The organism is Streptomyces sp. NPDC048479, assembly GCF_040651435.1.
Taxonomy (GTDB): Bacteria; Actinomycetota; Actinomycetes; order Streptomycetales; family Streptomycetaceae; genus Streptomyces.
Genome location: NZ_JBEZKA010000002.1, coordinates 324,956 through 350,907, shown reverse-complemented (window position 1 = coordinate 350,907; position 25,952 = coordinate 324,956). Strand labels below are relative to the sequence as shown.

The window sequence follows — 25,952 nt, the reverse complement described above, 5'->3', positions numbered from 1 at the left end:
CGGCGCAGTCGCGTTCTTCTGCATCAGTCGTCGAGGGTCCTAGCCCTGCGCCGCCGTACTCGCGAGGGCCGCCGAGAGGTCCTGGGCGACCTCCTGGAGGATCGGCACGATCTTGTCCGTGGCCGCCTCGGTGACCCGGCCCGCCGGGCCCGAGATCGAAACCGCCGCTGCTGTCGGAGAGTTGGGCACCGAGACCGCGAGGCAGCGGACCCCGATCTCCTGTTCGTTGTCGTCCACCGCGTAGCCCGCGCGCCGCACCTGCTCGAGCGCATCGAGGAAGGCCTCGGGCGTCGTGATCGTCTTCTCGGTGGCGGCCGGCATGCCGGTCCGGGCGAGCAGGGCCCGCACCTCTTCCGGCGGGGTGTGCGCGAGCAGCGCCTTGCCCACGCCCGTGGAGTGCGGCAGAACCCGTCGGCCGACCTCCGTGAACATGCGCATGGAGTGCTTGGACGGCACCTGTGCGACGTACACGATCTCGTCGCCGTCGAGCAGTGCCATGTTCGCCGTCTCGCCGGTCTCCTCGACCAGGCGGGCGAGGTAGGGGCGGGCCCAGGTGCCGAGCAGCCGGGAGGCGGACTCGCCCAGGCGGATCAGGCGGGGGCCGAGCGCATAGCGGCGATTGGGCTGCTGGCGTACATAACCGCAGGCCACCAGCGTTCGCATGAGACGGTGGATCGTGGGCAGCGGCAGGCCACTGCTGGCGGAGAGCTCGCTCAGCCCGACCTCGCCACCGGCGTCGGCCATTCTTTCGAGCAGGTCGAAGGCGCGCTCCAGGGACTGCACGCCACCGCTGGAAGCGGTCTTGGCGGCGTCGGTGGTGCTGGCGCTGGACGTCGGCACGTCAACGGTCCTTTCGGGCAGGCGGGCAAGTCAGCAGCCTACCGGGCGCCTGCGCCCGGCACACCGCTCTCGTCAAGGCGTCCTTGCCGGTCAGGCACCGTTTGTCCCAGTGCCGGCGGTCGCCTCCGGCGATCTTCTGCCGGTCTCTTCAGTCAAATCTACCTTCTGCTTCGCGAAATTTCAGTTTCACCTTGTGGAAACATCCAGGCGTCCGGAGGTGGATCAGGAGGGTCTTGACGGACCGGAGTCCGGAGTGAAGACTTCTTCAACAGTTCGTTGAATTTCACAGTGCGGATTCGCCGTACAGGATCGCCGTCAGGATCGCTGAACGGAATGGATTCGCTGTACAACAGAAGGGAAGTGAGGATACGGGTGTCCGACAGGGACGTGAACCTGGTACTGCGCTCCACGCGCGTCATCACCCCGGAGGGGACCCGCGCCGCATCGGTCGCCGTCGCCGCCGGGAAGATCGCGGCGGTACTGCCGTACGACGCCGAGGTGCCGTCCGGGGCCCGGCTGGAGGACTTCGGGGACGATGTCGTGCTCCCCGGCCTCGTCGACACCCATGTCCATGTGAATGACCCCGGCCGCACTGAGTGGGAGGGCTTCTGGACCGCCACCCGCGCGGCGGCTGCCGGCGGCATAACGACCCTGCTGGACATGCCCCTCAACTCCCTCCCGCCGACCACCACGGTCGAGAACCTCGCCACCAAGCAGGAGGTGGCCCGCATCAAGGCGCATATCGACGTCGGCTTCTGGGGCGGCGCGATCCCGTCCAATGTGAAGGACCTGCGGCCGCTGTACGACGCCGGTGTCTTCGGCTTCAAGAGCTTCCTGTCGCCGTCGGGCGTGGAGGAGTTCCCGGAGCTCGACCAGGAGCAGCTCGCCCGTTCCATGGCCGAGATCGCCGGCTTCGGCGGACTGCTGATCGTGCATGCGGAGGACCCGCACCATCTGGCCGCCGCGCCGCAGGAGTCCGGACCGAAGTACGCCGACTTCCTCGCCTCCCGGCCGCGCGACGCCGAGAACACCGCGATCGAAGGCCTGATCGCGCAGGCGCAGCGGTTCAACGCCCGCGTACACGTACTGCACCTGTCCTCCTCCGACGCGCTGCCGCTGATCGCGGCCGCCAAGCGGGACGGCGTCAAGATCTCGGTCGAGTCCTGTCCGCACTTCCTCACCCTCACGGCGGAGGAAGTCCCGGACGGGGCAACGGAGTTCAAGTGCTGCCCGCCCATCCGAGAGGCGGCGAACCAGGACGCGCTGTGGGAGGGCCTGGCGGACGGGACGATCGACTGCATTGTCTCCGACCACTCGCCCTGCACCACCGATCTGAAGACCCCGGACTTCGCGTCCGCCTGGGGCGGCATCTCCTCGCTCCAGCTGGGCCTCCCGGCGATCTGGACCGAGGCCCGCAAACGCGGCCGCACGCTCGAGGACGTCGTCCGCTGGATGTCGGCGGCTCCCGCAGAGCTCGCGGGCCTGAGCCGGAAGGGCGCCATCGAGGCGGGCCGTGACGCGGACTTCGCGGTCCTCGCGCCGGACGAGACCTTCACCGTCGACCCGGCCGAGCTCCACCACCGCAATCAGGTCACGGCCTACGCCGGCAAGACCCTGCACGGAGTCGTCAGGTCGACGTGGCTGCGCGGCGAACGCATCGTGGAGAACGGCACCCTGGCCGAGCCGACCGGCCGGCTGCTCGAAAGGAACAACTGATCGTGTCCATACCTTCCTTCACCGGTGACGCCGGCCCGTTCGGCGGCGGCGACCCGTACGCCGACTACCGCACGGCCGACTTTCCCTTCGCCCACTACGCCGACCTCGCCGACCGCCGGCTCGGCGCGGGCGTCATCGCCGCCAACGACGAGTTCTTCGCCGAGCGCGAGAACATGCTGAAGCCCGAGGCCGCGGAGTTCGACCCGGAGCACTTCGGCCACAAGGGCAAGATCATGGACGGCTGGGAGACCCGCCGTCGCCGCGGTGTGAGCGCCGCGCAGCCGCACCCGACCGACGAGGACCACGACTGGGCGCTGGTACGGCTCGGTGCGCCCGGCGTCGTACGCGGCATCGTCGTCGACACAGCCCACTTCCGCGGCAACTACCCGCAGGCGGTGTCGGTCGAGGCCGCGTCGGTGTCCGGTTCACCCTCGCCCGAGGACCTCGTCGCCGACGACGTGAAGTGGACGACGCTCGTTCCCCGTACCGCCGTCGGCGGCCACGCGGCGAACGGCTTCGCGCTCGACGTCGAGCAGCGCTTCACGCACCTGCGTGTCAACCAGCATCCCGACGGCGGCATCGCCCGCCTGCGGGTCTACGGCGAGGTCGCGCCCGACCCGGCGTGGCTCGGCGTGCTGGGCACCTTCGACCTCGTGGCGCTGGAGAACGGCGGCCGGGTCGAGGACGCCTCCGACCGCTTCTACTCCCCGGCCACCAACACCATCCAGCCGGGCCGCTCCCGCAAGATGGACGACGGCTGGGAGACCCGCCGCCGCCGGGACAAGGGCAACGACTGGATCCGCTACCAGCTGGTGGAGCAGGCCGAGATCCGCGCGGTGGAGATCGACACGGCGTATCTGAAGGGCAACAGCGCGGGCTGGGCGGCGGTTTCGCTCCGCGACGGTGAGACGGGGGAGTGGGCGGAGATCCTCCCGCGCACGCGCCTGCAGCCGGACACGAATCACCGCTTCGTGCTGGCTGCCCCGGCGGTGGGCACGCACGTCCGGGTGGACATCTACCCCGACGGCGGCATTTCGCGCCTCCGCCTTTTCGGTTCGCTGACGGAGGAGGGCGCGAACCGCCTGGCGGCGCGCCACCAGGAACTGGGCGGCTGAGCCCGGGGGTCTTTCCCCTGCCCGCCCCTTCCCGTAGCTGGGGCTCCGCCCCAGACCCCGCGCCTCAATCGCCGGCGAGGCTGGTATGTCCGTCGGCGAGGAGCCCGTCCGGCGATTGAGGACACCCCGGAAGGGCGTACGGGGGCCTGGGGCGGAGCCCCGGTCACGCCGCGTGGCCGCCGTCCACCGACAGCTCCGCGCCCGTGATGTATGCCGCCTCGTCGCTCGCCAAGTACGCGACCAGGGACGCCACTTCCTCCGCGCTGCCGAAACGGCCCAGCGCCGTGTCCGCCTTCTGCGGCTCGGCGTACGGGCCGTCAGCCGGGTTCATGTCCGTGTCGATCGGGCCCGGGTGGACCAGGTTCGCCGTGATGCCGCGCCCGCCCAGCTCCCGGGCCAGCGCCTTGGTCAGGCCGGTCAGTGCGGACTTGCTCATCGCATAGAGCGTGCCGCCGGGACCCGGCACATGCTGCGCCATGCAGCTGCCGATGGAGACGATCCGCCCGCCGCGCTCCATCCGGGCGGCCGCCGCCTGCGCGGCGAGGAACACCGCCCGTACATTCACATCGAGCACCTGGTCCACATCGCCTGCGGACAGGCCCTCGATGGGACCGAGTACGCCGACGCCCGCGTTGTTGACCAGGATGTCGAGCCGCCCCAGCCGGTCCGCGGCCCGGCCGACGGCCGCGCCGGGCGCTTCGGCGTCCGCCGCGTCCGCCCGCAGCGCGAAACCCCGCTGCCCCGTCGCCTCGATCTTGTGGACCACCGCCTGAGCGGCCTCCTCGCCGCGCACATACGTGATCGCCACATCGACGCCCTCCCGCGCGAGCCGCAGCGCGATCGCCGCCCCCATGCCGCGACTGCCACCGGTCACCAGAGCCGTCCTGGACATTCCGTACCCCTTTTGTCAGTAGTGGTTACGACCTCAAGGAAAGCGGCCCTGCCTCCTCGGTGCTGGCGGCAAACGGACGTTGAATCCCCGTGTGACCCCCTCAGCAAGAGATCGTCGGCATCGCCATGCGGATGACTGTCATCTCGCTCGAGCCGGGCCGACCGATGAATTCCCGGCACGGGCGGGGTCCGAGTTGATGAACGGAACACCGCACCCAGGAAGCAGGCACTTGCCATGGCACAGCTCTCGATCACCACCTTTGCCACCCTCGACGGCGTGATGCAGGCCCCTGGCGGACCGAACGAGGACCCCAGCGGCGGCTTCGAGCTCGGCGGCTGGTCCGTGCCGTACGGCGACGACGACTTCGGCCGGTTCATCACGGAGGTCTTCGACCAGGCCGGCGCCTTCCTGCTCGGCCGCCGTACGTACGAGATCTTCGCGAGCTACTGGCCCAAGGTGACCGACCCCGCCGACCCGGTCGCGTCGCGGCTCAACTCCCTGCCGAAGTACGTCGCCTCGCGCACGCTCGGCAAGGCCGACTGGGCCGGCACCACGATCATCGACGGTGACCTCGCCAAGGAGGTCGCGGCGCTCAAGGAGCGCACGGACGGTGAGCTCCAGGTCCATGGCAGCGGCGGTCTCGCCCACTTCCTCATGGCGCACGACCTGATCGACAAGCTCAATCTGCTCATCTTCCCCGTCGTTCTGGGCACGGGCCGCCGTCTCTTCGCCAACGGCGCGGTACCGACCGCGTTTCGGCACGCCGGGGCCCGTGTCACGGGCGCGGGCGTGGCCATCCACACGTACGAGCTGGCGGGCCGCCCCGAGTACGGCACATACGAGGCCGAATAAAGCTTGTAGTACTCACGCGTCCACCCGGGTACGGTGATCGCTCCGCGTGCGAGCCGCCGAAGTCTCCACCCTGCCGGAACCCTTGGAGACCCAGGTGTCGTCGATCGCCGTACCCGCTGCTGCCCTCGCGCCCCGACGCGCCTGGCTCACCGACCTGCCCGTGCTGCTGGTGGCCGTGGTGTGGGGCGCCAGCTATCTCGCGGCCAAGGGCATCACCACCACGCACACGGTCGTCGCTGTGCTGGTGCTCCGCTTCGCGCTCGTCCTGCCGGTGCTGGCCGCGGCAGGCCACCGCAAGCTGCGGGCGCTGACCGGCGCGCAGTGGCGCGGCGCCGCTCTCCTCGGGCTCGTGCTGAGCGGGATCTTCCTGCTCGAGACGTACGGCGTCGTGCACACGTCCGCCACCAACGCCGGGCTCATCATCAGCCTCACCATGATCTTCACGCCGCTCGCCGAGGCAGCGGTGAGCAGGGCCCGGCCGCCTCGGGCATTTGTGGCCGCGGCCGGCCTCTCCGTCGCCGGTGTGGTGCTGCTGACCCAGGGCGGCGGCTTCAGCGCGCCTTCGCTCGGCGATCTGCTGATGCTGCTGGCCGCACTGGCCCGTACCGTCCATGTGCTGGCGATGGCCAGGATCAAGGCGGTGCAGAGTGCGGACTCGCTCTCCCTGACGACGGTCCAACTGGGCAGCGCGGTCGCCGTGTTCGCGGTACTGGCCGCCGTCCCCGGTACCGGGGCCTCGCCCTGGTCGGTGGCCGCCGGCTTCGGCCCGCGCGAATGGGCCGGGCTGCTGTTCCTCTCCCTGTTCTGCACGCTGTTCGCCTTCTTCGTGCAGATGTGGGCGGTACGCCGCACCTCGCCGTCGCGCGTCAGCCTGCTGCTCGGCACCGAACCGCTGTGGGCGGCCGCTGCCGGTATCGCGATCGCGGGCGAACACCTCGGCGCGCTCGGGCTGCTGGGCGCCGGCCTGGTCCTGGCGGGCACCACCTGGGGCAGGCGCGCGGCCGACCTGGCGGATTGCTAGGTTCTGGCGCCATGCGATCACTGACGTACGACATAGAGTTCCGGGCACGTGCCAAGCGAGTCCGGGCCTGGGGCTTCGGGCTGCTCTCCGCCGCGGCACTGCTGTGGGTGTGGTTCGGCGTCCAGCTGCTCACGCCGTACGACGCGGGGTATCAGTCCCTGTGCGAGGCGCGGCTCTTCACGGACCGCTCGACGGCCAACGAGGGGTCGTACAACGGCGACAACAGGTGCACGGCCGAACGGGACTGGCCCGAACTTCTGGGCGTACTCGGCCTGTCCGTCCCGGTCTCCGTCGTCGGCGCCGTGCTCTACACCAGCGGCAGCGTCAGCAACCGCATGAGCGAGCACCTCGCCGAAGTGACCAGGCTGAACGAAGCCGCCGCATAGGGCGCGTTTGAGAAGTAGCGCCGTCCGCCCGCAGAGCGGGCCGGATTTCCAAAATCCGCCCTAAGCCCTCCGGTAATGGTCCGCCATCATCAGCACCGCGAAGCCGACCACGGCGATCACAATGTTCGCGAAGATCTCCCGGCCGTGCAGAAAATCGAAGTACTCCGTGACGAAGCGCGCGAGCCCGAGAAAGCGGAACCAGCCCGTCAGCTCGCGGAGCACTCCACAGACACCCACGACCAGCAGCACCATGCCGATGCCTTCGAGAATCTTCTTCATACGTTGATCGTGGTCCGGTCCGCCGGGCCGTCGCGTCGGCCCTCGGGATGGGCCGCAGCTCCGAAAGTCTGAGCCCGCGCGACTTTGGTAGCTTCCTTCGGCCGCACGGCCGCATCCGGCTCCCACCTGCGTAGCTTTGTCGATATGACCCGCACGGAGTACCCCTGGCTGCTGCCCTCAGCGATGTCCGACCCGCGGGACCCGGACCTGTCCGGCGACCGGAGCAGGGCCAGGCCGCGCCGTACCGCACGCGACTGGATCGTCGACACCTCCGTCTTCGTCATCGCCGCGGTCATCGGCCTGCTCGCCTCCGAGGCGAGCCAACAGGCCGGCAACTCCGAGCTCGTCGTCTTCGCCGACCAGTTGGTGGGCGCGGCGGCCTGCTGCGCGCTCTGGGCGCGGCGGCGCGCACCGCTCGGGCTCGCGATCACCCTGATCGTCGTCAGCGTGGTGGTGCCGGTCGCCGCCGGCGCGCTTTTGGTGAGCCTGTTCAGCCTCGCCGTGCACCGCCCCTTCAAACCCGTTGCGATCGTCGGTGCCCTTGCCATCGGGGGCTCGGCCGCACAGGCCGCTGTCCGTCCCGACCCGGGCATGTCCTTCCTGGCATCGGTCGTCACCGGACTCATCCTGATTCTGCTGGTCATCGGCTGGGGCATGCTCGTACGAGCCCGCCGTCAGCTCGTTGTCGCCCTGCGCGAGCGCGCCTGGCGGGCCGAGACCGAGGCCGAGCTGCGCGCCGAGCAGGCGCAGCGCCTGGCCCGTGAGGCGATCGCCCGCGAGATGCACGATGTGCTCGCTCATCGGCTGACCCTCCTCAGCGTGCACGCGGGCGCCCTCGAATTCCGGCCGGACGCGCCGCCCGCCGAGGTCGCCCGGGCCGCAGGAGTGATCCGCGACAGTGCGCACGAGGCGCTCCAGGATCTGCGCGAGATCATCGGCGTGCTGCGCGCACCGGGCGACGGCGACGGGGCCGACCGGCCGCAGCCCACCCTCGCCACGCTCGACGCGCTGGTCGCCGAGTCCCGCGAGGCGGGCATGAAGGTCACCCTCGACAACCGCATCACCGACCCGGCCGCCGTCCCCGCAGCCACCGGCCGCACCGTCTACCGGATCGCCCAGGAGGGGCTGACCAACGCCCGTAAGCACGCGCCCGGCACGGAGGTCACCGTCGCCGTGAGCGGCGGACCCGGCCGCGGTCTCACCGTCGACGTGGCCAATCCAGCCCCTCTCGGTGAGGTGGCGAAGGTGCCGGGCTCGGGCCAGGGACTGATCGGTCTGACCGAACGCGCCACCCTCGCGGGCGGCAGGCTCGAGCACGGGGCGACGGCCGACAGCGGATTCCGTGTCCAGGGCTGGCTACCGTGGCCCTCATGACAATCCGGTTGATCGTCGTCGATGACGACCCTCTCGTACGGGCAGGGCTCGCTCTCATGCTCGGCGGGGCGGACGACCTCGAGATCGTGGGGGAGGGGGCCGACGGCTCCGAGGTCGAGGCGCTCGTCGACCGGCTCTCGCCCGATGTGGTGCTGATGGACATCCGGATGCCGGCCGTGGACGGTCTCACCGCCACCGAGACGCTGCGCCGCCGCCCCGACGCGCCCGAGGTCGTCGTCCTGACCACCTTCCACGCCGACGAACAGGTGCTGCGGGCGCTGCGCGCGGGTGCGGCCGGATTCGTGCTGAAGGACACTCCGCCGACCGAGATCGTCGCGGCGGTACGGCGGGTGGCGGCCGGCGATCCGGTGCTCTCCCCGGCCGTTACCCGTCAGTTGATGACGCACGTGGCGGAGCGCACGCACCAGACCCGCAGAGCCGCGGCGACCGAGCGGCTCACCTCGCTCGCGGAACGCGAACGGGAGGTGGCGGTCGCCGTCGGCCGCGGCCGGTCCAATGCCGAGATCGCCGCGACGCTCTATATGAGCGTGCCGACGGTCAAGACGCACGTCTCCCGCATCCTGGCCAAACTGGGGCTCAACAATCGCGTCCAAATCGCCCTGTTGGCCCATGATGCCGGTCTGCTCGACGAGGAGGAGCCGACGTAGGCTGACGCGATGACAATCGTCGATCTGGGGGAGTACGGAACGGACTTCATCGCGAACCCGTATCCGTACTACGCGCGCCTGCGTGAGTCCGGGCCCGTCCATGAGGTGCGCCTGTCGAACGGTGAGGAGATGCGGCTGATCGTCGGCCATGACGAGGCGCGGGCCGCGCTCGCCGTACTCTGCTGGAACGCTGTCCGGACCTGGCCCTCGACCCGGCCGCCGGTCCGCTCGACTGGCTGCCGGGCATTCTGATGCGCGGGGGTGCGAAGCCTTCCGGTGCGGTGGTAGCGGATCATCGACGAGTGAGCGCTTGGCCGGACTCCTCCGCCACCGACTTCCCAAGGAGCACGACGATGCCCGCACTTGACCTCGAAGTGGCCCGGAAGATTCTCGAAAGCCAGCCGTTCAGCCGGCTGCTCCAGGCACGGATCACCGGGTTCGGCGGCGGCGAGGCCGTGCTCGAAGTGGACATCCGCGAAGAGCTGCACCAGCAGAACGGCTATCTGCACGGGGGAGTGCTCGCGTACGCCGCCGACAACTCCATCACCTTCGCCGCCGGTACGACCCTCGGGCCCGCGGTGCTGACCGGCGGTTTCTCCGTCCAGTACATCCGCCCCGCGACCGGGCGCACCCTGGTGGCCCGTGCCGCCGTCGTGCACACTGGCCGCCGTCAGGCCGTCGTCCGCTGCGATCTGTACGCGGTGAACGCGGACGGCGAGGAGACACTCTGCGCCGTCGCGCAGGGCACCGTACTGTCCGCGCAGCAGTCCTGAAGGGGAGACGATGACCACCGAAGCAGCCATCGTCGATCTTGCCGCGCTCGGCGAGGACTTCACCCGCGACCCCTATCCCGTCTACGCCGGGTTACGGGCCCGGGGCCCGGTCCACCGGATACGGATGCCCGAGGGCTACGCGGCCTGGCTGATCGTCGGACACGAAGCGGGGCGTGCCGCGCTCGCCGATCCGCGGCTGTCCAAGGAGTGGCGCAATGTCTCCCCGGAGCTCGGAATCCGCCAGATCGCCTCGGGTGTCACCATGCTCAGCTCCGACGCACCGATGCACACCCGGCTGCGCAAGCTCGTGGCGCGTGAGTTCACGATGCGGCGGGTGGAGCAACTCGCCCCGCGCGTCCAGGAGATCACCGACCGGCTGCTGGACGAGATGGTGCCTGCCGGGCGCGCGAACCTGGTGGACGCGCTCTCCTTCCCGCTGCCCATGGCCGTTATCTGCGAACTGCTCGGCGTGCCGTTCCTGGACCGGGACACCTTCCGGTCCTGGTCCAACACGGCGCTCGCCGCAACCGACGGCGAGGCGCGGATGGACGCCTCCGCGAAGATGACGCAGTATCTGGCGCAGCTGCTCGCGGACAAGCGTGAGCAGCCCTGCGACGACCTGATGAGCGCGCTGATCCATACGGCGGACGAGGACGGCGACCGGCTCAGCCGTGAGGAACTGCTGGGCATGGCCTGGCTGCTGCTCGTCGCCGGGCACGAGACCACCGTCAACCTCATCTCCAACGGGGTGCTCGCCCTGCTTGCCCACCCTGACCAACTGGCCGCTCTGCGTGCCGACTTCTCGCTGCTCGACGGCGCGGTCGAGGAGATGCTGCGCTACGAAGGCCCGCTGGAGACGCCGACGTACCGCTTCACCACCGAGCCCCTGGAGATCGGCGGCACGACGATCCCGGGTGGCGGCGAACTGGTGCTGATCGCACTGGCGGACGCCGACCGCGACCCGGCGCGCTTCGCCGACCCGGACCGTTTCGACATCCGGCGCGACGGCCGCGGCCACCTCGCCTTCGGGCACGGCATCCATTACTGCCTGGGCGCCCCGCTGGCCAGGTTGGAGGCGCGGATCGCGATTCGTTCGCTGCTGGAGCGCTGCCCCGACCTGGCGCTGGACGCGCATCCGGCGGCCCTGACCTGGCGCACCGGCATGCTGATCCGCGGCCCGGAGAGTCTGCCCGTCACCTGGTAGGGGGTCCGGTCGTCAGGCGGTCGGTCGGCAGGTCAGGCGGTCGGTCGGCAGGTCAGGCGGCCGGTCGGTTGTCAGTCGGAGGGGATCTCCTCGAGCCGCACCGGACGGCGCTCCCGCCGCGACAGCTCGCACGCCTCCGCGATCCGCAGCGCCGCCAGTGCCTCCCGCCCGTCGCACGGATTCTCCGCCTCGCCCTGCACCATCCGTACGAACGCGTCCAGCTCTGCCTCGTACGCCGGGGCGAACCGCTCCAGGAAGCCCGGCCACGGCTTGTCCGCCGCGCGCGGGCCCTTGGGCTCGGTCGAGCTGATCGGCGTACGGTCGTCCAGGCCGACCGCGACCTGGTCGAGCTCGCCGACCAGTTCCATCCGTACGTCGTAGCCCGCGCCGTTGCAGCGGGTGGCCGTGGCGGTGGCCAGGGTCCCGTCGTCCAGAGTGAGCACCGCCGCAGCCGTGTCGACGTCGCCCGCCTCGCGGAACATCGCGGGCCCCGCGTCCGAACCGGTCGCGTACACCTCCACGACCTCGCGGCCCGTCACCCAGCGCAGGATGTCGAAGTCATGGACCAGGCAGTCCCGGTACAGGCCGCCGGAGAGCGGCAGATACGCGGCGGGCGGCGGGGCGGGGTCGGAGGTGATGGCCCGTACGGTGTGCAGCCGGCCGAGCGCACCCGACCGTACGATCTCGCGGGCCTTCGTGTAGCCCGCGTCGAACCGGCGCATGAAGCCCAGCTGGAGCAGGGTGCCGGCCTGCTCGACCTCATGGAGCGCGCCGAGCGTGCCCGGTAGGTCCAGCGCGATCGGCTTCTCGCAGAAGGTGGGCAGACCGGCGCGGGCGGCGCGGGCGATGAGTTCGGCGTGGGCGGCGGTCGCCGAGGCGATCACCACGGCGTCCACGCCCCAGGTGAAGATCTCGTCGGCACTCGGCGCGGCGGTGGACCCGGTGCGCTCGGCGACCTCGGCCGCCCGTGCCGCGTCGGCATCCGCCACGACCAGTGAACCGACCTCCCGATGGCGGCTGAGCACACCCGCGTGGAAAGAACCGATTCGTCCCGTACCGATGAGTCCGATGCGCATGGCCCAAAGGTGATGCCCGGCCCGCCGCCATGTCAAGACTTTGTCCTGACAACCGAACTTCACGACTTCCCGTCAACATTCACTGCGACTACGCTCGCTCCGTGCCCAAGCAGCCCAGACACGTGACGGACCCGTCCCTGTCTCTCCAGCTGAGCGTGGACCGCACCAGTCCGGTCCCGCTCTACTTCCAGCTCTCGCAGCAGCTGGAAGCAGCCATCGAGAGAGGGACCCTCACCCCCGGCAGCCTGCTCGGCAACGAGATCGAGCTGGCCAACCGGCTCGGGCTGTCCCGCCCGACCGTCCGCCAGGCCATCCAGTCCCTCGTCGACAAGGGCCTGCTGGTGCGCCGCAGGGGCGTCGGCACCCAGGTCGTGCACAGCCAGGTCAAGCGCCCGCTGGAGCTCAGCAGCCTTTACGACGACCTGGAGGCGGCCGGCCAGCGCCCGGCCACCATCGTGCTGCGCAATGCCTTCGAGCCCGCGAGTGCCGAGGTCGCGGCCGCCCTCGGCGTACCGGAGGGCAGCGACGTCCAGCTGATCGAGCGGCTGCGCTTCGCTCACGGCGAGCCCATGGCCCGGCTGCGCAACCATCTGCCGGCCGGCCTCTTCGAATGCGACACGGAGCGGCTCGAGGCCACCGGCCTGTACCGGATGATGCGGGCCGCCGGGATCACCCTGCACAGCGCCCGGCAGTCGGTCGGGGCGCGGGCCGCCACCGAGCTGGAGGCGGAGCTGCTGACCGAGGCGACCGGCGCTCCGTTGCTGACCATGGAGCGCACCACCTTCGACGACACAGGCCGCGCGGTCGAGTTCGGCTCCCACATCTACCGCGCCTCGCGCTACGCCTTCGAGTTTCAGCTCCTCGTCCGGCCGTGACCCGCCGGTCCTGGCGCCGCCCGGCCGTTTCCGTGCCTCGCGGTGACCCGGTCCACCCGCACGATTCGGTCACGTAAGAATGTCCTTCGCGTAAGAATGTTCGGACAAAGTCTTGACTGCGTCTCGGGACCGCCGTAAAAACGCATCCAGCCGCAACCGGGCGGCCGGGAGATAAGGCGGACCCACCATGCGTACCACCCGCACGGCAGCAGCCCTGCTCGCCGCATGTGCCCTGGTCGTCGTCGCTGGATGCAGCAGTTCCGGCGGCAAGGAGGCGAAGGACAGCCCCTCCAAGGGCGGCGGCGGAGGCGAACCGGCCACCACCGGCCGCCTCAAGATCGCCATGGTGACGCACTCCGGCGAGGGCGACACCTTCTGGGACATCGTCCAGAGCGGCGCCAAGGTCGCGGCCCGCAAGGACAACGTCGAGTTCCTCTACGCAGCCAACAAGGAGGGCAAGGAGCAGGCCCAGCTCGTCCAGACCTACATCGACCAGAAGGTCGACGGCATTGTCGTCACCCTTGCCAAGCCGGAAGCGGTCAAGGAAGTCGTCAAGAAGGCCGTCGCGGCCGGCATACCCGTCGTCACGATCAACTCCGGCGCCGAGTTCTCCAAGGATGTCGGTGCACTCAGCCATATCGGCCAGGACGAGTCCGTGGCCGGCGAGGCCGTCGGCGAGGAGCTCAACAAGCGCGGCAAGAAGAAGGCGATCTGTGTCATCCACGAGCAGGGCAATGTCTCGCTCGAGGCCCGCTGCGCAGGAGTGAAGAAGACCTTCAAGGGCACCGTCGAGAACCTCAACGTCGAAGGCACCAACATGCCCGCCTCCACCTCCTCCATCGAGGCGAAGCTGCAGAGTGCCAAGGACATCGACGCCGTCGTCACACTCGGCGCGCCGTTCGCCGCCGCATCCGTCAAGGCCAAGGAGGGCGCGGGCTCCAGCGCCGAGGTCAACACCTTCGACCTCAACGCCGAAGTGGTCAAGCAGCTCAAGGGCAAGCAGATCGGCTTCGCCGTCGACCAGCAGCCCTACCTCCAGGGCTACCTGGCCATTGACGAGCTGTGGCTCAACAAGACCAACGGCAATGTGATCGGCGGCGGCAAGCCGATCCTCACCGGTCCCGCCCTCGTCACCGAGAAGGACGTGCCCGCGCTGGAGAAGCTCACCGCCGACGGCACCCGATGACCTACGAGGCATACCCGATGCCCACCCTCCGACCTGCTGTGACACATACTTGGGCGGCCGGGGCGCGTCACCACGCCCCCCGGCCGCACCGGGAAGCACAGCGAGTTCGGCAAGAAGGGCACGGGGTCGTGGCTAGGGCAAGGACAGGGGTACGCGCGCTCGGCGCGGTGCTGGCAGCGGTACTCGGAGCCTCCCTGGCGGGATGCAGCAGCACAGGCGGCAAGCGCGCGGAGGACGCCCGCAAGGCACAGGCCGCCGCCGGCAAGGCCGCGGTGACCACCCCTCGCTGGACCTTCGCCATGGTCACCCACTCCGGCGACGGCGACACCTTCTGGGACATCGTCCAGAACGGCGCCGAGCAGGCCGCCGTCAAGGACAACATCAACTTCCTATACTCCCACAGCGACGAGGGCCAGCAGCAGGCCCAGCTCGTCCAGGCGGCGATCGACAAGAAGGTCAACGGCCTGATCGTCTCGCTCGCCAAGCCCGACGCGATGAAGGACGTCATCGCCAAGGCCGAGAAGGCCGGCATCCCGGTGATCACCGTCAACTCCGGCTCCGAGCAGTCCAAGGCGTACGGCGCGCTCACCCATATCGGCCAGGACGAGACGATCGCCGGCGAGGCCGTCGGCGACGAACTCGACAGACGCGGCAAGAAGAAGGCCCTGTGCGTGCTGCACGAACAGGGCAACGTCGGCCACGAGCAGCGCTGCGCCGGAGCGAAGAAGACCTTCGGCGGCCAGATGCAGAACCTGTATGTCGACGGCACCAACATGCCCGACGTCCAGGCGTCCATCGAGGCGAAGCTCCAGGCCGACCGCTCCATCGACTCCGTCGTCACTCTGGGCGCGCCGTTCGCGGACGCCGCCGTCCAGGCCAGGAAGACCGCGGAGAGCGAGGCCGAGGTCGACACGTTCGACCTCAACGCCAAGGTCGCCACCGCTCTGACGGCCGGCACCCTCGGATTTGCCGTCGACCAGCAGCCGTACCTCCAGGGGTACGAGGCTGTGGATCTGCTCTGGCTCTACAAGTACAACGCCGATGTCCTCGGCGGCGGGCGGCCCGTCCTCACCGGACCGCAGATCATCACCAAGAACGACACCGCCGAGCTGCAGCAATACACGGAGCGGGGGACCCGATGAGCGCTACCGCACCACCTGCCACACCGGACAGCACACCGGACAAGACCGACGAGCGGCTGCTGCGCACCTCGCCGCTTCGCAAGCTGCTGGGCCGGCCCGAACTGGGCTCGGTCGTCGGCGCCGTGGCGGTCTTCATCTTCTTCTCGATCATCGCCGAATCGTTCCTGCGGGCGTCCAGTCTGTCCACCGTCCTGTACGCGGCCTCGACCCTCGGCATCATGGCCGTACCCGTCGCGCTGCTGATGATCGGCGGCGAGTTCGACCTCTCGGCCGGCGTCCTGGTGACCAGCTCCGCGCTGATCTCCTCGATGTTCAGCTACCAGATGACGGCCAACGTCTGGGTCGGCGTGCTCGTCTCGCTGCTCGTCACGCTCGCGGTCGGTGTCTTCAACGGCTTCATGCTGACCCGTACGAAACTGCCCAGTTTCATCATCACGCTCGGTACGTTCCTGATGCTGACCGGCCTCAACCTCGGCTTCACCAAGCTGATCAGCGGCACGGTCTCGACCAAGTCCATCGCCGACATGGAGGGCTTCGAGTCGGCCAAGAAGCTCTTCGCCTCGCAGCTCACCCTCGGTGACGTCACGCTGAAGGTAACCATCCTGTGGTGGTTCGTCCTGGTGGCGCTGGCCACCTGGATCCTGCTGCGTACACGCTTCGGCAACTGGATCTTCGCGGTCGGCGGCGGCGCCGACGCGGCCCGCGCGGTCGGTGTCCCGGTCAACAAGACCAAGATCGGCCTCTACATGGGCGTCGCCTTCGCCGCCTGGATCTCCGGCCAGCATCTGCTCTTCTCGTTCGATGTGGTGCAGTCCGGCGAGGGCGTCGGCAATGAGCTGACGTACATCATCGCGGCCGTCATCGGCGGCTGTCTGATCACCGGCGGCTACGGCTCGGCGATCGGCTCCGCGGTCGGCGCGTTCATCTTCGGCATGACCAGCAAGGGCATCGTGTACGCGGAGTGGAACCCGGACTGGTTCAAGTTCTTCCTCGGGGCGATGCTCCTTCTGGCCACCCTGCTCAACGCATGGGTCCGTAAGCGTGCGGAGGCAAGCAAATGACGGCCCTCGTCGAGCTCGACAACGTCAGTAAGTACTACGGCAATATCCGCGCGCTGGAAGGCGTCTCGCTCGAGGTCCACGCCGGGGAGATCTCCTGTGTGCTCGGCGACAACGGCGCCGGCAAGTCCACCCTGATCAAGATCATCGCGGGTCTGCACCGGCACGACACGGGCACCTTCCTGATCGAGGGGGAGCAGGCGAACCTGGCCAGCCCGCGCGAAGCCCTGGACCGCGGTATCGCCACGGTCTACCAGGACCTCGCGGTCGTACCGCTGATGCCGGTCTGGCGGAACTTCTTCCTCGGCTCCGAGCCGACCAAGGGCGCGGGTCCCTTCAAGCGCCTCGACGTCGAGCTGATGCGCGAGACGACCCGTTCCGAACTGCTCCGGATGGGCATCGATCTGCGCGATGTCGACCAGCCCATCGGGACGCTCTCGGGCGGTGAGCGCCAGTGCGTGGCGATCGCCCGGGCCGTCTACTTCGGCGCGAAGGTCCTGGTTCTGGACGAGCCGACCGCCGCGCTCGGCGTCAAGCAGTCCGGCGTTGTACTGAAGTATGTGGCGGCGGCACGCGACGCGGGTCTGGGCGTCGTGCTGATCACCCACAACCCGCACCACGCCTATCTGGTCGGCGACCGCTTCGTACTGCTCAAGCGCGGCACCATGTCCGCCAGCCACACCAAGGACTCGGTCACCCTCGACGAGCTCACCCGGCAGATGGCGGGCGGCAGCGAGCTCGAGGACCTGCGGCACGAGCTGGAGAGGGCGCCGATGCCGACGCACCTGGGCGGTCACCCGGTGAAGGACGGGCCGCCCACGCCGTAGCGCGCCTGCGGTGGTCCGAACCGGGGCTCCGCCCCAGACCCTGCGCCTCAAACGCCGGCAGGGCTGGGTTTTCAGCCCGTCCGGCGTTTGAGCACCGGGGGTACCGGGGCGGAGCCCCGCGCCCCCGACCCCGCCGGATGGCAGAATCGGGCCCGGTGGGCACCGCCCACTCCGGGCCGTGACAGCACCCGGCCCCCGACACCCCACAGGGACATGAGCACGTACCGCGACTTCGCCCACCGAGGCTCTGCCCGCGCCACCGTCCTGAAGACTGTCGGCACCCGGGAACGGCGCTCTCACCTCTCCGCGCCCCGGGTTCCCACGGTCGGCATCGACATCGGCGGTACGAAGGTGATGGCGGGCGTCGTCGACGCCGACGGGGTCATCCTGGAGAAGATCCGCACCGAGACGCCGGACAAGTCCAAGAGCCCCAAGGTCGTCGAGGACACCATCTGCGAGCTGGTGCTCGATCTCTCCGACCGTCACGATGTGCACGCCGTCGGTATCGGCGCGGCCGGCTGGGTCGACGCCGACCGCTCCAAGGTCCTCTTCGCGCCCCATCTGGCCTGGCGCAACGAGCCCCTGCGCGACGCCGTCGCGGCCCGGCTCGCCGTGCCCGTACTGGTCGACAACGACGCCAACGCCGCCGCCTGGGCGGAGTGGCGCTTCGGCGCGGGCCGCGGCGAGGACCACCTCGTGATGATCACCCTCGGCACCGGCATCGGCGGCGCGATCCTCGAGGGCGGCCAGGTCAAGCGCGGCAAGTACGGAGTCGCGGGTGAGTTCGGTCATATGCAGGTCGTGCCCGGTGGCCACCGCTGCCCCTGCGGCAACCGTGGCTGCTGGGAGCAGTACAGCTCCGGCAACGCGCTCGTGAGAGAGGCCCGCGAGCTCGCCGCCGCCGACTCCCCGGTCGCGCACAGCCTCATCGAGCGCGTCGGCGGCAACATTCCCGAGATCACAGGCCCGCTCATCACCGAACTCGCCCGCGAGGGCGACGCCATGTGCATCGAGCTCTTCCAGGACATCGGCCAGTGGCTCGGCGTCGGCATCGCCAACCTCGCCGCCGCCCTCGACCCCTCCTGCTTCGTCATCGGAGGTGGGGTCAGCGCCGCCGACGACCTGCTCATCGGGCCCGCCCGCGAAGCCTTCCGCCGGCATCTCACCGGCCGTGGCTACCGCCCGGAGGCCCGGATCGCCAAAGCCCAGCTCGGCCCCGAGGCGGGTATGGTCGGCGCGGCCGATCTCGCGCGGCTCGTGGCGCGCCGCTTCCGCCGGGCCAACCGGCGCCGTGTGGAGCGCCATGAGCGGTATGAGCGCTATGCGCAGGCCATCCGTAACTCCAGCACCACCCGCCCCACCCAGGAACCGTAGCCATGACCGTGCCCCGACAGTCCACCTCTCCGGACGACAGCGCCCACCCTCCCGAGAACCGGCGCCATATGATCCGCCGCCGCTGGCTGACGGCGATCATCATCGTGCTGCTCGTCGGAGTCCCGGCCGGCTATCTGGTGATCTCCGCCGAGCAGAGCCGCGACAGCGGCCGGGACAAGGAGGCGGAGTCCTCGGCCACCAGCCTGCGGGAGACCTGGCCCTCCCAGACGAAGCGCCGTGTGTTCGAGGTGCCCATCCCGCCGAAGTCCACGGACGTCGCCTACTACGAGACGAGCAACTGGAAGACCAGCCGGCTGTTCGTGCAGTTCCGCACCACCTCCGGCGGGCTCGACCTGTTCCTGGAGGGCGTGGGGACGAGCCGCGCCAAGCTCCACGACGGCGTGGTCGCCATCAGCGCGCGTGACGCCGCGACGGCGGGCTGGGACTTCAGCGCCGGTCAGGGCGACTGGGCGGGCACCAGCCACCCGCAGAAGGACCCGCGGCCCACCCAGGACATCACCGTCGACCTGAGCGACACGGCCCGCCCCACGGTGTACGTGGTAGCGACAGCGACCCCCTGACCGGACGACGAAACTTCACTGGATAGCGTGGAGAGGGTGAGTGAGACGCAGACGCCCCCGAAGACCCTGCAGTACCGGATCGACGGTCCCGACGACGCCCCCGTGCTCATCCTCGGCCCCTCTCTGGGTACCACATGGCACATGTGGGACCGGCAGATTGCCGAGCTCTCCCGCCGGTGGCGGGTGTTCCGGTTCGACCTGCCCGGTCACGGCGGCGCGCCCGCCCATCCGGCCACCGCCGTCGCCCAGCTCGCCGACCGGCTGCTCGCGACCCTTGACGAGCTGGGCATCCAGCGCTTCGGTTACGCGGGCTGCTCCATCGGCGGCGCGATCGGCATCGAACTGGCACTGCGCCAACCGCAGCGGGTGGCCTCCCTCGCACTGGTCGCCGCCTCGCCCCGGTTCGGCACCGCCGACGAGTTCCGCCAGCGTGGTGTGATCGTCCGCACCAATGGCCTGGACCCGATTGCGCGCACCGCGCCCGAGCGCTGGTTCACCCAGGGCTTCGCCTCCGCCCAGCCCGCGATCGTCGAGTGGGCCGTCCAGATGGTCCGCACCACCGACCCCGGCTGCTACATCGCCGCCTGCGAGGCACTCGCGGCCTTCGACGTCCGCGGCGAACTCGGCCTCGTCGGCGTCCCCACGCTGGTCCTGGTCGGCTCCGAGGACCAGGTCACCGGGCCCGCGGAGGCCCGCACGCTGGTCGCCGGGATTCCGGACGCCCGGCTCGCGCTGGTCCCGGGTGCCTCCCACCTCGCCCCCGTCGAGCAGCCCGCCGCAGTATCCGATCTGCTCGAACGCCACTTCTCCACGGCGTGGCAGGACACGCTGTCGGCCATTCCGGCGCCGCCGGTCGTGCCCGCGATCTCCGCACCCGTGGCGCCCGTCGCCGAGATCGCCGCGGCCGCGCCCGAGCAGCCGCAGGCCGTGCGGACAGGGCGCCCCGACCCGTACATCGCCGGGATGAAGGTGCGCCGCGAGGTTCTCGGCGACGCGCATGTGGACCGGGCGACGGCCGAGGCCGACGACTTCACGGGCGATTTCCAGGAGCTGATCACCCGCTACGCCTGGGGCGAGGTCTGGACCCGCGAGGGCCTGGACAGACGCACCCGCAGCGTGGTGACGCTCACCGCACTGGTCGCGGGCGGACATCTGGACGAGCTGGCCTTCCACACCCGCGCCGCGCTGCGCAACGGACTGACCCCCGCCGAGATCCGGGAAGTCCTGATCCACGCGGCCGTGTACTGCGGCGTCCCCGCGGCGAATTCCGCCTTCAAGGTGGCCCAGGCCGTGATCCAGCAGGAGACCACCCCCAAGGCGTAGCAGGATGGGGAGCATGAGGCTCACGAAGAAGACGCATGCCTGCATCCGGCTCGAGAAGGACGGGCAGACGCTCGTCATCGATCCCGGCACCTTCAGCGAACAGGACGCGGCCATCGGCGCGGACGTCATCCTGGTCACCCACGAGCACCTCGACCACTTCAACGAGGACCGGCTGCGAGCCGCCCTCGAGGCGAACCCGGCAGCCGGGATCTGGACCCTGCGGAGCGTCGCCGAGAAGATCTCGGCGGCCTTCCCGGGCCGCGTCCACACGGTCGGCCACGGCGACACCTTCAGCGCGGCCGGCTTCGACGTACAGGTCCACGGAGAGCTGCACGCGGTGATCCACCCGGACATCCCGCGGATCACCAACGTCGGCTTCCTGGTGGACGGTTCGGTCTTCCACCCCGGCGACGCGCTCACCGTCCCGGACCACCCGGTCGAGACGCTGATGATCCCGGTACAGGCCCCCTGGAACAAGATCTCCGAGGTCATCGACTACGTACGCGAAGTGAAGCCGCAGCGCGCCATCGACATCCACGACGCGCTGCTCACCGATCTCGCGCGCCCCGTCTACGACAACCAGATCGGTGCCCTGGGCGGCGCGGAGCACGGTCGGCTGGCCCCGGGCGAGGCGACCGATCTGTGACACCACAACCCTGACCGCCACGCTCCGACCGGCCCCCTGGCTGCCCCCTGACCGCCGCACCGCTCACTGTCAGACCCCCCGGATAGGCTGTCGGGCATGCGCATCGCCACCTGGAACGTCAACTCGATCACCGCTCGGCTGCCCCGGCTGCTGGCCTGGCTGGAGAGCACCGGCACGGACGTGCTGTGCATCCAGGAGACCAAGTGCACCGAGGAGCAGTTCCCCGCCGACGAGCTGCGAGAGCTCGGCTACGACTCCGCGGTCAACGCCAACGGCAGGTGGAACGGCGTGGCCCTGGTCTCCCGGGTCGGCCTGGACGAGGTCGTCAAGGGCCTGCCCGGCGGACCGGACTACGGGGGTGCGCAGGAGCCGCGGGCGATCTCCGCGACCTGCGACGGCGTCCGTGTCTGGTCGGTCTATGTGCCCAACGGCCGCGAGATCGCCCACGACCACTACGCCTACAAGCTGCGCTGGCTGGAGGCGCTGAAGGCCTCGGTGGCCGAGGACGCGGCGGGCGAGCGCCCGTTCGCGGTCCTCGGCGACTTCAATGTCGCACCGACCGACGAGGACGTCTGGGACCCTGCGCTCTTCGAGGGCGCCACGCATGTCACCCCGGCCGAGCGTGCGGCGCTCGCCGCGCTGCGCGAGGCCGGGCTGTCCGATGTGATGCCCCGCCCGCTGAAGTACGACCGTCCGTACACCTACTGGGACTACCGCGAGCTGCGCTTCCCCAAGAACAAGGGCATGCGTATCGACCTGGTCTACGGCAACGAACCCTTCACCAAGGCGGTCGAGGACAGCTATGTCGACCGCGAGCAGCGCAAGGGCAAGGGTGCCTCGGACCACGCACCTGTTGTTGTCGATCTGGACATCTGACGGCGGTTGACGCGCGCCCTGTGGTGCGTACGGCCGCGGGGATGCGAGGCTGAGCAGTATGAACATCCCTTTCTTGGACAACTGGCTCAAGCGGCACGGCGGTGACCTGGAGGAGATGGCGGTCACCGCCGGAGCCGAGAACGACCCGGAGAGAGCGGCGGCCATCGCCGAGCTGCTCTCCGAGTGTGAGCTGCTGCGTGTCCGAGCGGGGCAGGCCGGGCTCGAACTGGACGACTCCCCGGCCTCGTTGACCGCCCTCGACCAGTTGCCTCCGCGCTGGCGCGACGACCCGGAGGAGCTGCCCTGGCTGGGCAACGACGCGGGTCTCTACCTCGGCACCGTGATCGTCCGTACGGTCCCCGGCGCGACCTGGCACATCTGGCCGGCCGGCCATCCCGTGGTGCGGCTCGTCTCCGGCCGCGAGATCGGGGTCGTGGAGGCGGGTCTTGACTGGGCGGTCAATGGAGCGCCCGAGCTCTCCCAGGTGTACGCGGAAGCGGCAGAAGCCTGACGTCGCGCCGGCTCGCCGGCCCGGCGACGATCATGGACGGCCGTACTTAATACGGCTTATGCCCCATTTATGCGTGTCGAGTGCGAAGTCTCTTATCGGGCTGGATAGTTTGCGCTGACCTCGACACAGCTGAGAGTGGGTGGGGCAACGTATGGCCGTCGATCCGTTGATCGAGCTGCGTAACGTCAACAAGCACTACGGACAGTTGCACGTTCTCCAGGACATTGATCTCACCGTCGGACGCGGTGAGGTCGTTGTGGTCATCGGCCCCTCCGGCTCCGGCAAATCAACACTCTGCCGTACGGTCAACCGGCTCGAGACGATCGAGTCGGGTCACATCAGCATCGACGGTCAGCCGCTGCCCGAGGAGGGCCGCGCGCTCGCCAAGCTCCGCGCCGACGTCGGCATGGTCTTCCAGTCCTTCAATCTCTTCGCCCACAAGACCGTGCTGGACAATGTCTCGCTCGCGCCCGTCAAGGTCCGCCGCCGCAAGAAGGAGGAGGCGGACAGGCGCTCCCGCGAACTCCTGCAACGCGTAGGCCTCGCCGACCAGGCCGAGAAGTACCCGGCCCAGCTCTCCGGGGGTCAGCAGCAGCGCGTGGCCATCGCCCGCGCGCTCGCCATGGACCCCAAGGTCATGCTCTTCGACGAGCCGACCTCGGCCCTCGACCCGGAGATGATCAACGAGGTGCTCGAGGTCATGCAGCAGCTCGTCCGCGACGGAATGACCATGGTCGTCGTCACCCACGAGATGGGCTTCGCCCGGTCCGCCGCGAACCGCGTCGTCTTCATGGCGGACGGCCGCATCGTCGAGGACCGCACCCCGGAGGACTTCTTCACCAACCCCGAGAGCAACCGCGCCAAGGACTTCCTCTCCAAGATCCTCAAGCACTGACGGGGGTGAGGACTCATGATGCGTACGAGACGTATGAGACGTGCTCTCGCGGTGCTGGCGCTCGTCCTGGCCGTCGCCGCCACCGCGGCCTGCGGAAAGGAGGGCAGCCCGCCCGTCAAGGGCCCGCAGACCGAGCGGCTGCCGCGGTACACCGTGGCCACCGGCTTCCAGCTGCCCGACTCGCCGACCTGGAACAAGGCCAGAAAGCGCGGCCATCTTGTCGTCGGCGCCAAGGAGGACCAGCCCTACCTGGGCGAGAAGGACCCGGCGAGCGGTCGCTACACCGGGTTCGACATCGAGATCGCCAAAATGGTCTCCGCCTCACTGGGCTTCGACCCGAACACCGTCCAGTTCATGACGATCGCCTCGGCGAACCGCGAAACCGCCCTGCAGAACGGGCAGATCGACTACTACGTCGGCACCTACACCATCAACGACAACCGTAAGAAGCTCGTCGGTTTCGCAGGCCCGTACTACCTGGCCGGCCAGTCCCTCCTCGTACGGGCCGACGAGCACGACATCAAGGGCCCCCAGGACCTGGCCGGCAAGCGCGTCTGCTCGGCCGCCGGATCGACGCCGTACCAGCGGATCGCGGCCGACTACCCGAAGGCCGACCTCGTCGCGTACGACACCTACTCCATCTGCGTGGACAACCTGCTGACCTATCAGGTCGACGCCGTCACCACCGACGACGCCATCCTCACCGGCTACGCGGCCAAGGTGCCCGAAGAGCTCAAGGTGGTCGGCAAGCCCTTCTCCAAGGAGCCGTACGGCATCGGTGTCCCGCGCAGCGACAACGCCCTGCGCTTCGCCATCGACGACGCCCTCGAGGCCAACGAGAAGAACGGGAACTGGAAGAAGGCCTACGAGGCGACACTCGGCCTCTCCGGAGTGCCGGCCCCACAGCCGCCACCGATCGACCGCTACCCGGCGAGCTGAGGACACCGTGTACGTACTGATCGACAACTTCTCCCTGTACTCCGAGGGCTTCTTCGGCACCGTCAAGCTGACGGTCTACGCCTCGCTGCTCGCCCTGGTCCTCGGCTTCATCATGGCCTCCTTCCGGGTCGCGCCCGTCCGCTCCCTCCGGGTGCTGGGCACGGTGTGGGTGACCGTGCTGCGCAACACCCCGCTGACGCTGCTCTTCTTCGCCGTTCTGCTCGGCCTGCCGCGCTTCGGACTCGTCCTGCCCTTCGAGCTCTTCGCGGTGATCGCGCTGGGCTGCTACACCTCCGCGTTCATCTGCGAGGCACTTCGCGCCGGCATCAACACCGTGCACAAAGGGCAGGGCGAGGCGGCCCGCAGCCTCGGCATGAACTTCGGCCAGACCCTCAACAGCGTCGTCCTGCCACAGGCATTCAGGAGCGTCATCCCGCCGATCGGCTCCACGCTCATCGCGCTCGCCAAGAACTCCGCGATCGCCGGCGCGTTCAGCGTCACCGAGCTGCTCGGCACCTACAAACCCCTCAGTGAGCTGGGCTACAGCATCATCTGGACCTTCGTCTGGATCGCCGTCGGCTACCTGATCATCACCCTGACCATCAGTGCGTTGTTCAATGTGCTGGAGAAGCGCTATGGAGTCGCCCGATGACCGATTCCACCGCCCTCTACGACATCCCGGGTCCCAACACCCGCAAACGTCACCGCACTTATGGTGTCGTCTCGACCGTCGTGGTCGTGGCGCTGTTCGGCTGGATCCTCTATCTGCTCTTCGACACCGGACAGTTCACCGCGACCAAATGGACTCCGTTCGAGTACAAGGGCATTCAGGAGCTGCTGCTGCGCGGACTTGGCAACACACTCATCGCCTTCGCCTGTGCCGCGGTGCTCTCGCTCGCCCTCGGCGGGGTCCTCGCCACCGGCCGGCTCTCCGACCACCGGCCGGTGCGCTGGGCGGCCACCGCGGTGGTCGAGTTCTTCCGCGCCATGCCCGTACTGGTGATGATCTTCTTCATCTTCGTGGCGCTCAAGGTGCAGCCGCTGCCCGCGCTGGTGGCCGGACTGACGCTCTACAACGGCTCGGTGCTCGCCGAGGTGTTCCGGGCCGGCGTCAACTCGGTCGAACGCGGACAGCGGGAGGCCGCGTACACCCTGGGGATGCGCAAGACCCAGGTCATGTCATACGTCCTGGTTCCACAGGGAGTTCGCGCCATGTTGCCGACGATCATCAGCCAGCTGGTGGTGACTCTGAAGGACACCTCGCTCGGCTATCTGATCACCTATGAGGAGTTCCTCCACGCGGGCAAGCTCATCGCCTCGAATCTCGACTACGATTTGCCGTTCATCCCTGTGGTGATGGTGATCTCGCCTATCTACATCGGGATGTGCATGCTGCTCTCCTGGTTCGCCAACTGGATGGCCAGGCGACAGCGGCGCAACCCGAAAACAGAGGCCGCGGATGTCGCCCCGGCCGAACCAGGGACGCTGCTGCCGGGTGTGCAGTAGCTCAGGGGCAATGGCCC

29 protein-coding genes are annotated in these 25,952 nt (G+C 69.3%); 25 read left to right on the top strand and 4 right to left on the bottom strand.

The genetic code is table 11. The annotated features are described in order from the left end of the window. Positions 1-39 precede the first annotated feature (39 nt). On the bottom strand, positions 40-840 hold the full coding sequence (locus AB0D12_RS04430) for an IclR family transcriptional regulator (protein ID WP_362676957.1): 801 nt from the start codon (positions 838-840) through the stop codon (positions 40-42). 372 nt (positions 841-1,212) lie between these two features. On the opposite strand from AB0D12_RS04430, the gene allB reads away from it, so the two are divergent. Both allB and alc read left to right on the top strand, forming a co-directional pair. Next, entirely contained in the window at positions 1,213-2,556 is a 1,344-nt protein-coding gene (gene allB / locus AB0D12_RS04425) for an allantoinase AllB (protein WP_362676955.1), read from the top strand. Further along, positions 2,556-3,671, top strand: a complete 1,116-nt coding sequence (alc, locus tag AB0D12_RS04420; protein WP_362677272.1) for an allantoicase — start codon at positions 2,556-2,558, stop codon at positions 3,669-3,671. The genes allB and alc overlap by 1 nt, the downstream gene beginning before the upstream one ends. Positions 3,672-3,834: 163 nt before the next feature. Here the strand turns inward: alc and AB0D12_RS04415 are convergent, their stop codons facing one another. After that, entirely contained in the window at positions 3,835-4,563 is a 729-nt protein-coding gene (locus tag AB0D12_RS04415) for an SDR family oxidoreductase (protein WP_362676953.1), read from the bottom strand. Between the two features lie 234 nt (positions 4,564-4,797). Here AB0D12_RS04415 and AB0D12_RS04410 point away from each other — a divergent pair, with 234 nt between their 5' ends. The 3 genes from AB0D12_RS04410 to AB0D12_RS04400 all read left to right on the top strand — a co-directional run bounded on the left by AB0D12_RS04410 (position 4,798) and on the right by AB0D12_RS04400 (position 6,822). Further along, positions 4,798-5,415: a dihydrofolate reductase family protein gene (locus AB0D12_RS04410; RefSeq protein ID WP_362676951.1), complete on the top strand. Its 618-nt coding sequence runs from the start codon at positions 4,798-4,800 to the stop codon at positions 5,413-5,415. 94 nt (positions 5,416-5,509) lie between these two features. Beyond that, entirely contained in the window at positions 5,510-6,436 is a 927-nt protein-coding gene (locus tag AB0D12_RS04405) for a DMT family transporter (protein ID WP_362677270.1), read from the top strand. Positions 6,437-6,447: 11 nt separating this feature from the next. After that, complete coding sequence (locus AB0D12_RS04400) at positions 6,448-6,822, top strand: hypothetical protein (protein ID WP_362676949.1); 375 nt, start codon at positions 6,448-6,450, stop codon at positions 6,820-6,822. Between the two features lie 60 nt (positions 6,823-6,882). Here AB0D12_RS04400 and AB0D12_RS04395 read toward each other — a convergent pair whose 3' ends face one another. Continuing rightward, the gene (locus AB0D12_RS04395; RefSeq protein ID WP_362676947.1) at positions 6,883-7,101 is read right to left on the bottom strand and encodes a hypothetical protein; all 219 of its coding nucleotides are present in this window, start codon (positions 7,099-7,101) and stop codon (positions 6,883-6,885) included. Between the two features lie 144 nt (positions 7,102-7,245). On the opposite strand from AB0D12_RS04395, the gene AB0D12_RS04390 reads away from it, so the two are divergent. From AB0D12_RS04390 to AB0D12_RS04370, 5 genes are all read left to right on the top strand, one after another. Further along, a complete protein-coding gene (locus AB0D12_RS04390; protein WP_362676943.1) occupies positions 7,246-8,475 on the top strand; it encodes a histidine kinase in 1,230 nt (409 codons plus the stop codon). After that, a complete protein-coding gene (locus tag AB0D12_RS04385; protein WP_362676941.1) occupies positions 8,472-9,143 on the top strand; it encodes a response regulator transcription factor in 672 nt (223 codons plus the stop codon). Before AB0D12_RS04390 ends, AB0D12_RS04385 begins: the two co-directional genes overlap by 4 nt. 9 nt (positions 9,144-9,152) lie before the next feature. Next, positions 9,153-9,395, top strand: a complete 243-nt coding sequence (locus tag AB0D12_RS04380; RefSeq protein ID WP_362676939.1) for a hypothetical protein — start codon at positions 9,153-9,155, stop codon at positions 9,393-9,395. A 101-nt stretch (positions 9,396-9,496) separates the two neighbouring features. Beyond that, on the top strand, positions 9,497-9,916 hold the full coding sequence (locus tag AB0D12_RS04375) for a PaaI family thioesterase (protein ID WP_362676937.1): 420 nt from the start codon (positions 9,497-9,499) through the stop codon (positions 9,914-9,916). 10 nt (positions 9,917-9,926) lie between these two features. Further along, positions 9,927-11,120 (top strand): cytochrome P450, encoded by a 1,194-nt coding sequence (locus AB0D12_RS04370; protein WP_362676935.1) that lies wholly within the window; start codon positions 9,927-9,929, stop codon positions 11,118-11,120. Between the two features lie 71 nt (positions 11,121-11,191). On the opposite strand, the gene AB0D12_RS04365 is transcribed toward AB0D12_RS04370, so the two are convergent. After that, a complete protein-coding gene (locus AB0D12_RS04365) occupies positions 11,192-12,196 on the bottom strand; it encodes a Gfo/Idh/MocA family oxidoreductase (RefSeq protein WP_327326888.1) in 1,005 nt (334 codons plus the stop codon). Positions 12,197-12,351: 155 nt separating this feature from the next. On the opposite strand from AB0D12_RS04365, the gene AB0D12_RS04360 reads away from it, so the two are divergent. From AB0D12_RS04360 to AB0D12_RS04290, 15 genes are all read left to right on the top strand, one after another. After that, on the top strand, positions 12,352-13,071 hold the full coding sequence (locus tag AB0D12_RS04360) for a GntR family transcriptional regulator (protein WP_362677268.1): 720 nt from the start codon (positions 12,352-12,354) through the stop codon (positions 13,069-13,071). 187 nt (positions 13,072-13,258) lie between these two features. Next, the gene (locus AB0D12_RS04355; protein ID WP_362676933.1) at positions 13,259-14,257 is read left to right on the top strand and encodes a sugar ABC transporter substrate-binding protein; all 999 of its coding nucleotides are present in this window, start codon (positions 13,259-13,261) and stop codon (positions 14,255-14,257) included. A gap of 128 nt (positions 14,258-14,385) precedes the next feature. Beyond that, positions 14,386-15,399: a sugar ABC transporter substrate-binding protein gene (locus AB0D12_RS04350; protein ID WP_362676931.1), complete on the top strand. Its 1,014-nt coding sequence runs from the start codon at positions 14,386-14,388 to the stop codon at positions 15,397-15,399. Then, positions 15,396-16,460 (top strand): ABC transporter permease, encoded by a 1,065-nt coding sequence (locus AB0D12_RS04345; RefSeq protein ID WP_362676929.1) that lies wholly within the window; start codon positions 15,396-15,398, stop codon positions 16,458-16,460. Before AB0D12_RS04350 ends, AB0D12_RS04345 begins: the two co-directional genes overlap by 4 nt. Beyond that, positions 16,457-17,284 carry an ATP-binding cassette domain-containing protein gene (locus AB0D12_RS04340; RefSeq protein WP_362676927.1) on the top strand — a complete coding sequence of 276 codons (828 nt, stop codon included), beginning with the start codon at positions 16,457-16,459 and terminating at the stop codon, positions 17,282-17,284. The genes AB0D12_RS04345 and AB0D12_RS04340 overlap by 4 nt, the downstream gene beginning before the upstream one ends. Positions 17,285-17,497: 213 nt before the next feature. Beyond that, positions 17,498-18,658 (top strand): ROK family glucokinase, encoded by a 1,161-nt coding sequence (locus AB0D12_RS04335; RefSeq protein ID WP_362676925.1) that lies wholly within the window; start codon positions 17,498-17,500, stop codon positions 18,656-18,658. Positions 18,659-18,660: 2 nt separating this feature from the next. Next, positions 18,661-19,239, top strand: coding sequence for a hypothetical protein (locus AB0D12_RS04330; RefSeq protein ID WP_362676923.1), 579 nt, complete (start codon positions 18,661-18,663; stop codon positions 19,237-19,239). 27 nt (positions 19,240-19,266) lie between these two features. Next, on the top strand, positions 19,267-20,562 hold the full coding sequence (gene pcaC, locus AB0D12_RS04325; protein WP_362676921.1) for a 4-carboxymuconolactone decarboxylase: 1,296 nt from the start codon (positions 19,267-19,269) through the stop codon (positions 20,560-20,562). 13 nt (positions 20,563-20,575) lie between these two features. Next, on the top strand, positions 20,576-21,208 hold the full coding sequence (locus AB0D12_RS04320; RefSeq protein ID WP_327326897.1) for an MBL fold metallo-hydrolase: 633 nt from the start codon (positions 20,576-20,578) through the stop codon (positions 21,206-21,208). A gap of 96 nt (positions 21,209-21,304) precedes the next feature. Then, entirely contained in the window at positions 21,305-22,084 is a 780-nt protein-coding gene (locus tag AB0D12_RS04315) for an exodeoxyribonuclease III (protein ID WP_362676919.1), read from the top strand. Positions 22,085-22,142: 58 nt separating this feature from the next. Continuing rightward, the gene (locus tag AB0D12_RS04310) at positions 22,143-22,595 is read left to right on the top strand and encodes a DUF6278 family protein (RefSeq protein WP_327326899.1); all 453 of its coding nucleotides are present in this window, start codon (positions 22,143-22,145) and stop codon (positions 22,593-22,595) included. A gap of 151 nt (positions 22,596-22,746) precedes the next feature. Continuing rightward, a complete protein-coding gene (locus AB0D12_RS04305; RefSeq protein WP_327326900.1) occupies positions 22,747-23,490 on the top strand; it encodes an amino acid ABC transporter ATP-binding protein in 744 nt (247 codons plus the stop codon). A gap of 15 nt (positions 23,491-23,505) precedes the next feature. Beyond that, complete coding sequence (locus AB0D12_RS04300) at positions 23,506-24,429, top strand: glutamate ABC transporter substrate-binding protein (protein WP_362676916.1); 924 nt, start codon at positions 23,506-23,508, stop codon at positions 24,427-24,429. Between the two features lie 7 nt (positions 24,430-24,436). Continuing rightward, the gene (locus tag AB0D12_RS04295; RefSeq protein ID WP_362676914.1) at positions 24,437-25,081 is read left to right on the top strand and encodes an amino acid ABC transporter permease; all 645 of its coding nucleotides are present in this window, start codon (positions 24,437-24,439) and stop codon (positions 25,079-25,081) included. After that, positions 25,078-25,935 (top strand): amino acid ABC transporter permease, encoded by an 858-nt coding sequence (locus tag AB0D12_RS04290; protein ID WP_362676912.1) that lies wholly within the window; start codon positions 25,078-25,080, stop codon positions 25,933-25,935. The genes AB0D12_RS04295 and AB0D12_RS04290 overlap by 4 nt, the downstream gene beginning before the upstream one ends. The last annotated feature ends 17 nt before the right edge of the window (positions 25,936-25,952 follow it).

What these genes read in the sequence shown, in the direction of transcription:
- AB0D12_RS04410 (WP_362676951.1), top strand. Translation starts at nt 4,798, where the DNA reads ATGGCACAGCTCTCGATCACCACCTTTGCCACCCTCGACGGCGTGATG.
- AB0D12_RS04400 (WP_362676949.1), top strand. Translation starts at nt 6,448, where the DNA reads ATGCGATCACTGACGTACGACATAGAGTTCCGGGCACGTGCCAAGCGA.
- AB0D12_RS04345 (WP_362676929.1), top strand. Translation starts at nt 15,396, where the DNA reads ATGAGCGCTACCGCACCACCTGCCACACCGGACAGCACACCGGACAAG.
- AB0D12_RS04370 (WP_362676935.1), top strand. Translation starts at nt 9,927, where the DNA reads ATGACCACCGAAGCAGCCATCGTCGATCTTGCCGCGCTCGGCGAGGAC.
- AB0D12_RS04340 (WP_362676927.1), top strand. Translation starts at nt 16,457, where the DNA reads ATGACGGCCCTCGTCGAGCTCGACAACGTCAGTAAGTACTACGGCAAT.
- AB0D12_RS04385 (WP_362676941.1), top strand. Translation starts at nt 8,472, where the DNA reads ATGACAATCCGGTTGATCGTCGTCGATGACGACCCTCTCGTACGGGCA.
- AB0D12_RS04365 (WP_327326888.1), bottom strand. Translation starts at nt 12,196, where the DNA reads ATGCGCATCGGACTCATCGGTACGGGACGAATCGGTTCTTTCCACGCG.
- AB0D12_RS04330 (WP_362676923.1), top strand. Translation starts at nt 18,661, where the DNA reads ATGACCGTGCCCCGACAGTCCACCTCTCCGGACGACAGCGCCCACCCT.
- AB0D12_RS04355 (WP_362676933.1), top strand. Translation starts at nt 13,259, where the DNA reads ATGCGTACCACCCGCACGGCAGCAGCCCTGCTCGCCGCATGTGCCCTG.
- AB0D12_RS04310 (WP_327326899.1), top strand. Translation starts at nt 22,143, where the DNA reads ATGAACATCCCTTTCTTGGACAACTGGCTCAAGCGGCACGGCGGTGAC.
- AB0D12_RS04300 (WP_362676916.1), top strand. Translation starts at nt 23,506, where the DNA reads ATGATGCGTACGAGACGTATGAGACGTGCTCTCGCGGTGCTGGCGCTC.
- AB0D12_RS04395 (WP_362676947.1), bottom strand. Translation starts at nt 7,101, where the DNA reads ATGAAGAAGATTCTCGAAGGCATCGGCATGGTGCTGCTGGTCGTGGGT.
- AB0D12_RS04305 (WP_327326900.1), top strand. Translation starts at nt 22,747, where the DNA reads ATGGCCGTCGATCCGTTGATCGAGCTGCGTAACGTCAACAAGCACTAC.
- AB0D12_RS04375 (WP_362676937.1), top strand. Translation starts at nt 9,497, where the DNA reads ATGCCCGCACTTGACCTCGAAGTGGCCCGGAAGATTCTCGAAAGCCAG.
- AB0D12_RS04315 (WP_362676919.1), top strand. Translation starts at nt 21,305, where the DNA reads ATGCGCATCGCCACCTGGAACGTCAACTCGATCACCGCTCGGCTGCCC.
- AB0D12_RS04380 (WP_362676939.1), top strand. Translation starts at nt 9,153, where the DNA reads ATGACAATCGTCGATCTGGGGGAGTACGGAACGGACTTCATCGCGAAC.
- AB0D12_RS04390 (WP_362676943.1), top strand. Translation starts at nt 7,246, where the DNA reads ATGACCCGCACGGAGTACCCCTGGCTGCTGCCCTCAGCGATGTCCGAC.
- AB0D12_RS04290 (WP_362676912.1), top strand. Translation starts at nt 25,078, where the DNA reads ATGACCGATTCCACCGCCCTCTACGACATCCCGGGTCCCAACACCCGC.
- AB0D12_RS04320 (WP_327326897.1), top strand. Translation starts at nt 20,576, where the DNA reads ATGAGGCTCACGAAGAAGACGCATGCCTGCATCCGGCTCGAGAAGGAC.
- AB0D12_RS04335 (WP_362676925.1), top strand. Translation starts at nt 17,498, where the DNA reads ATGAGCACGTACCGCGACTTCGCCCACCGAGGCTCTGCCCGCGCCACC.
- AB0D12_RS04415 (WP_362676953.1), bottom strand. Translation starts at nt 4,563, where the DNA reads ATGTCCAGGACGGCTCTGGTGACCGGTGGCAGTCGCGGCATGGGGGCG.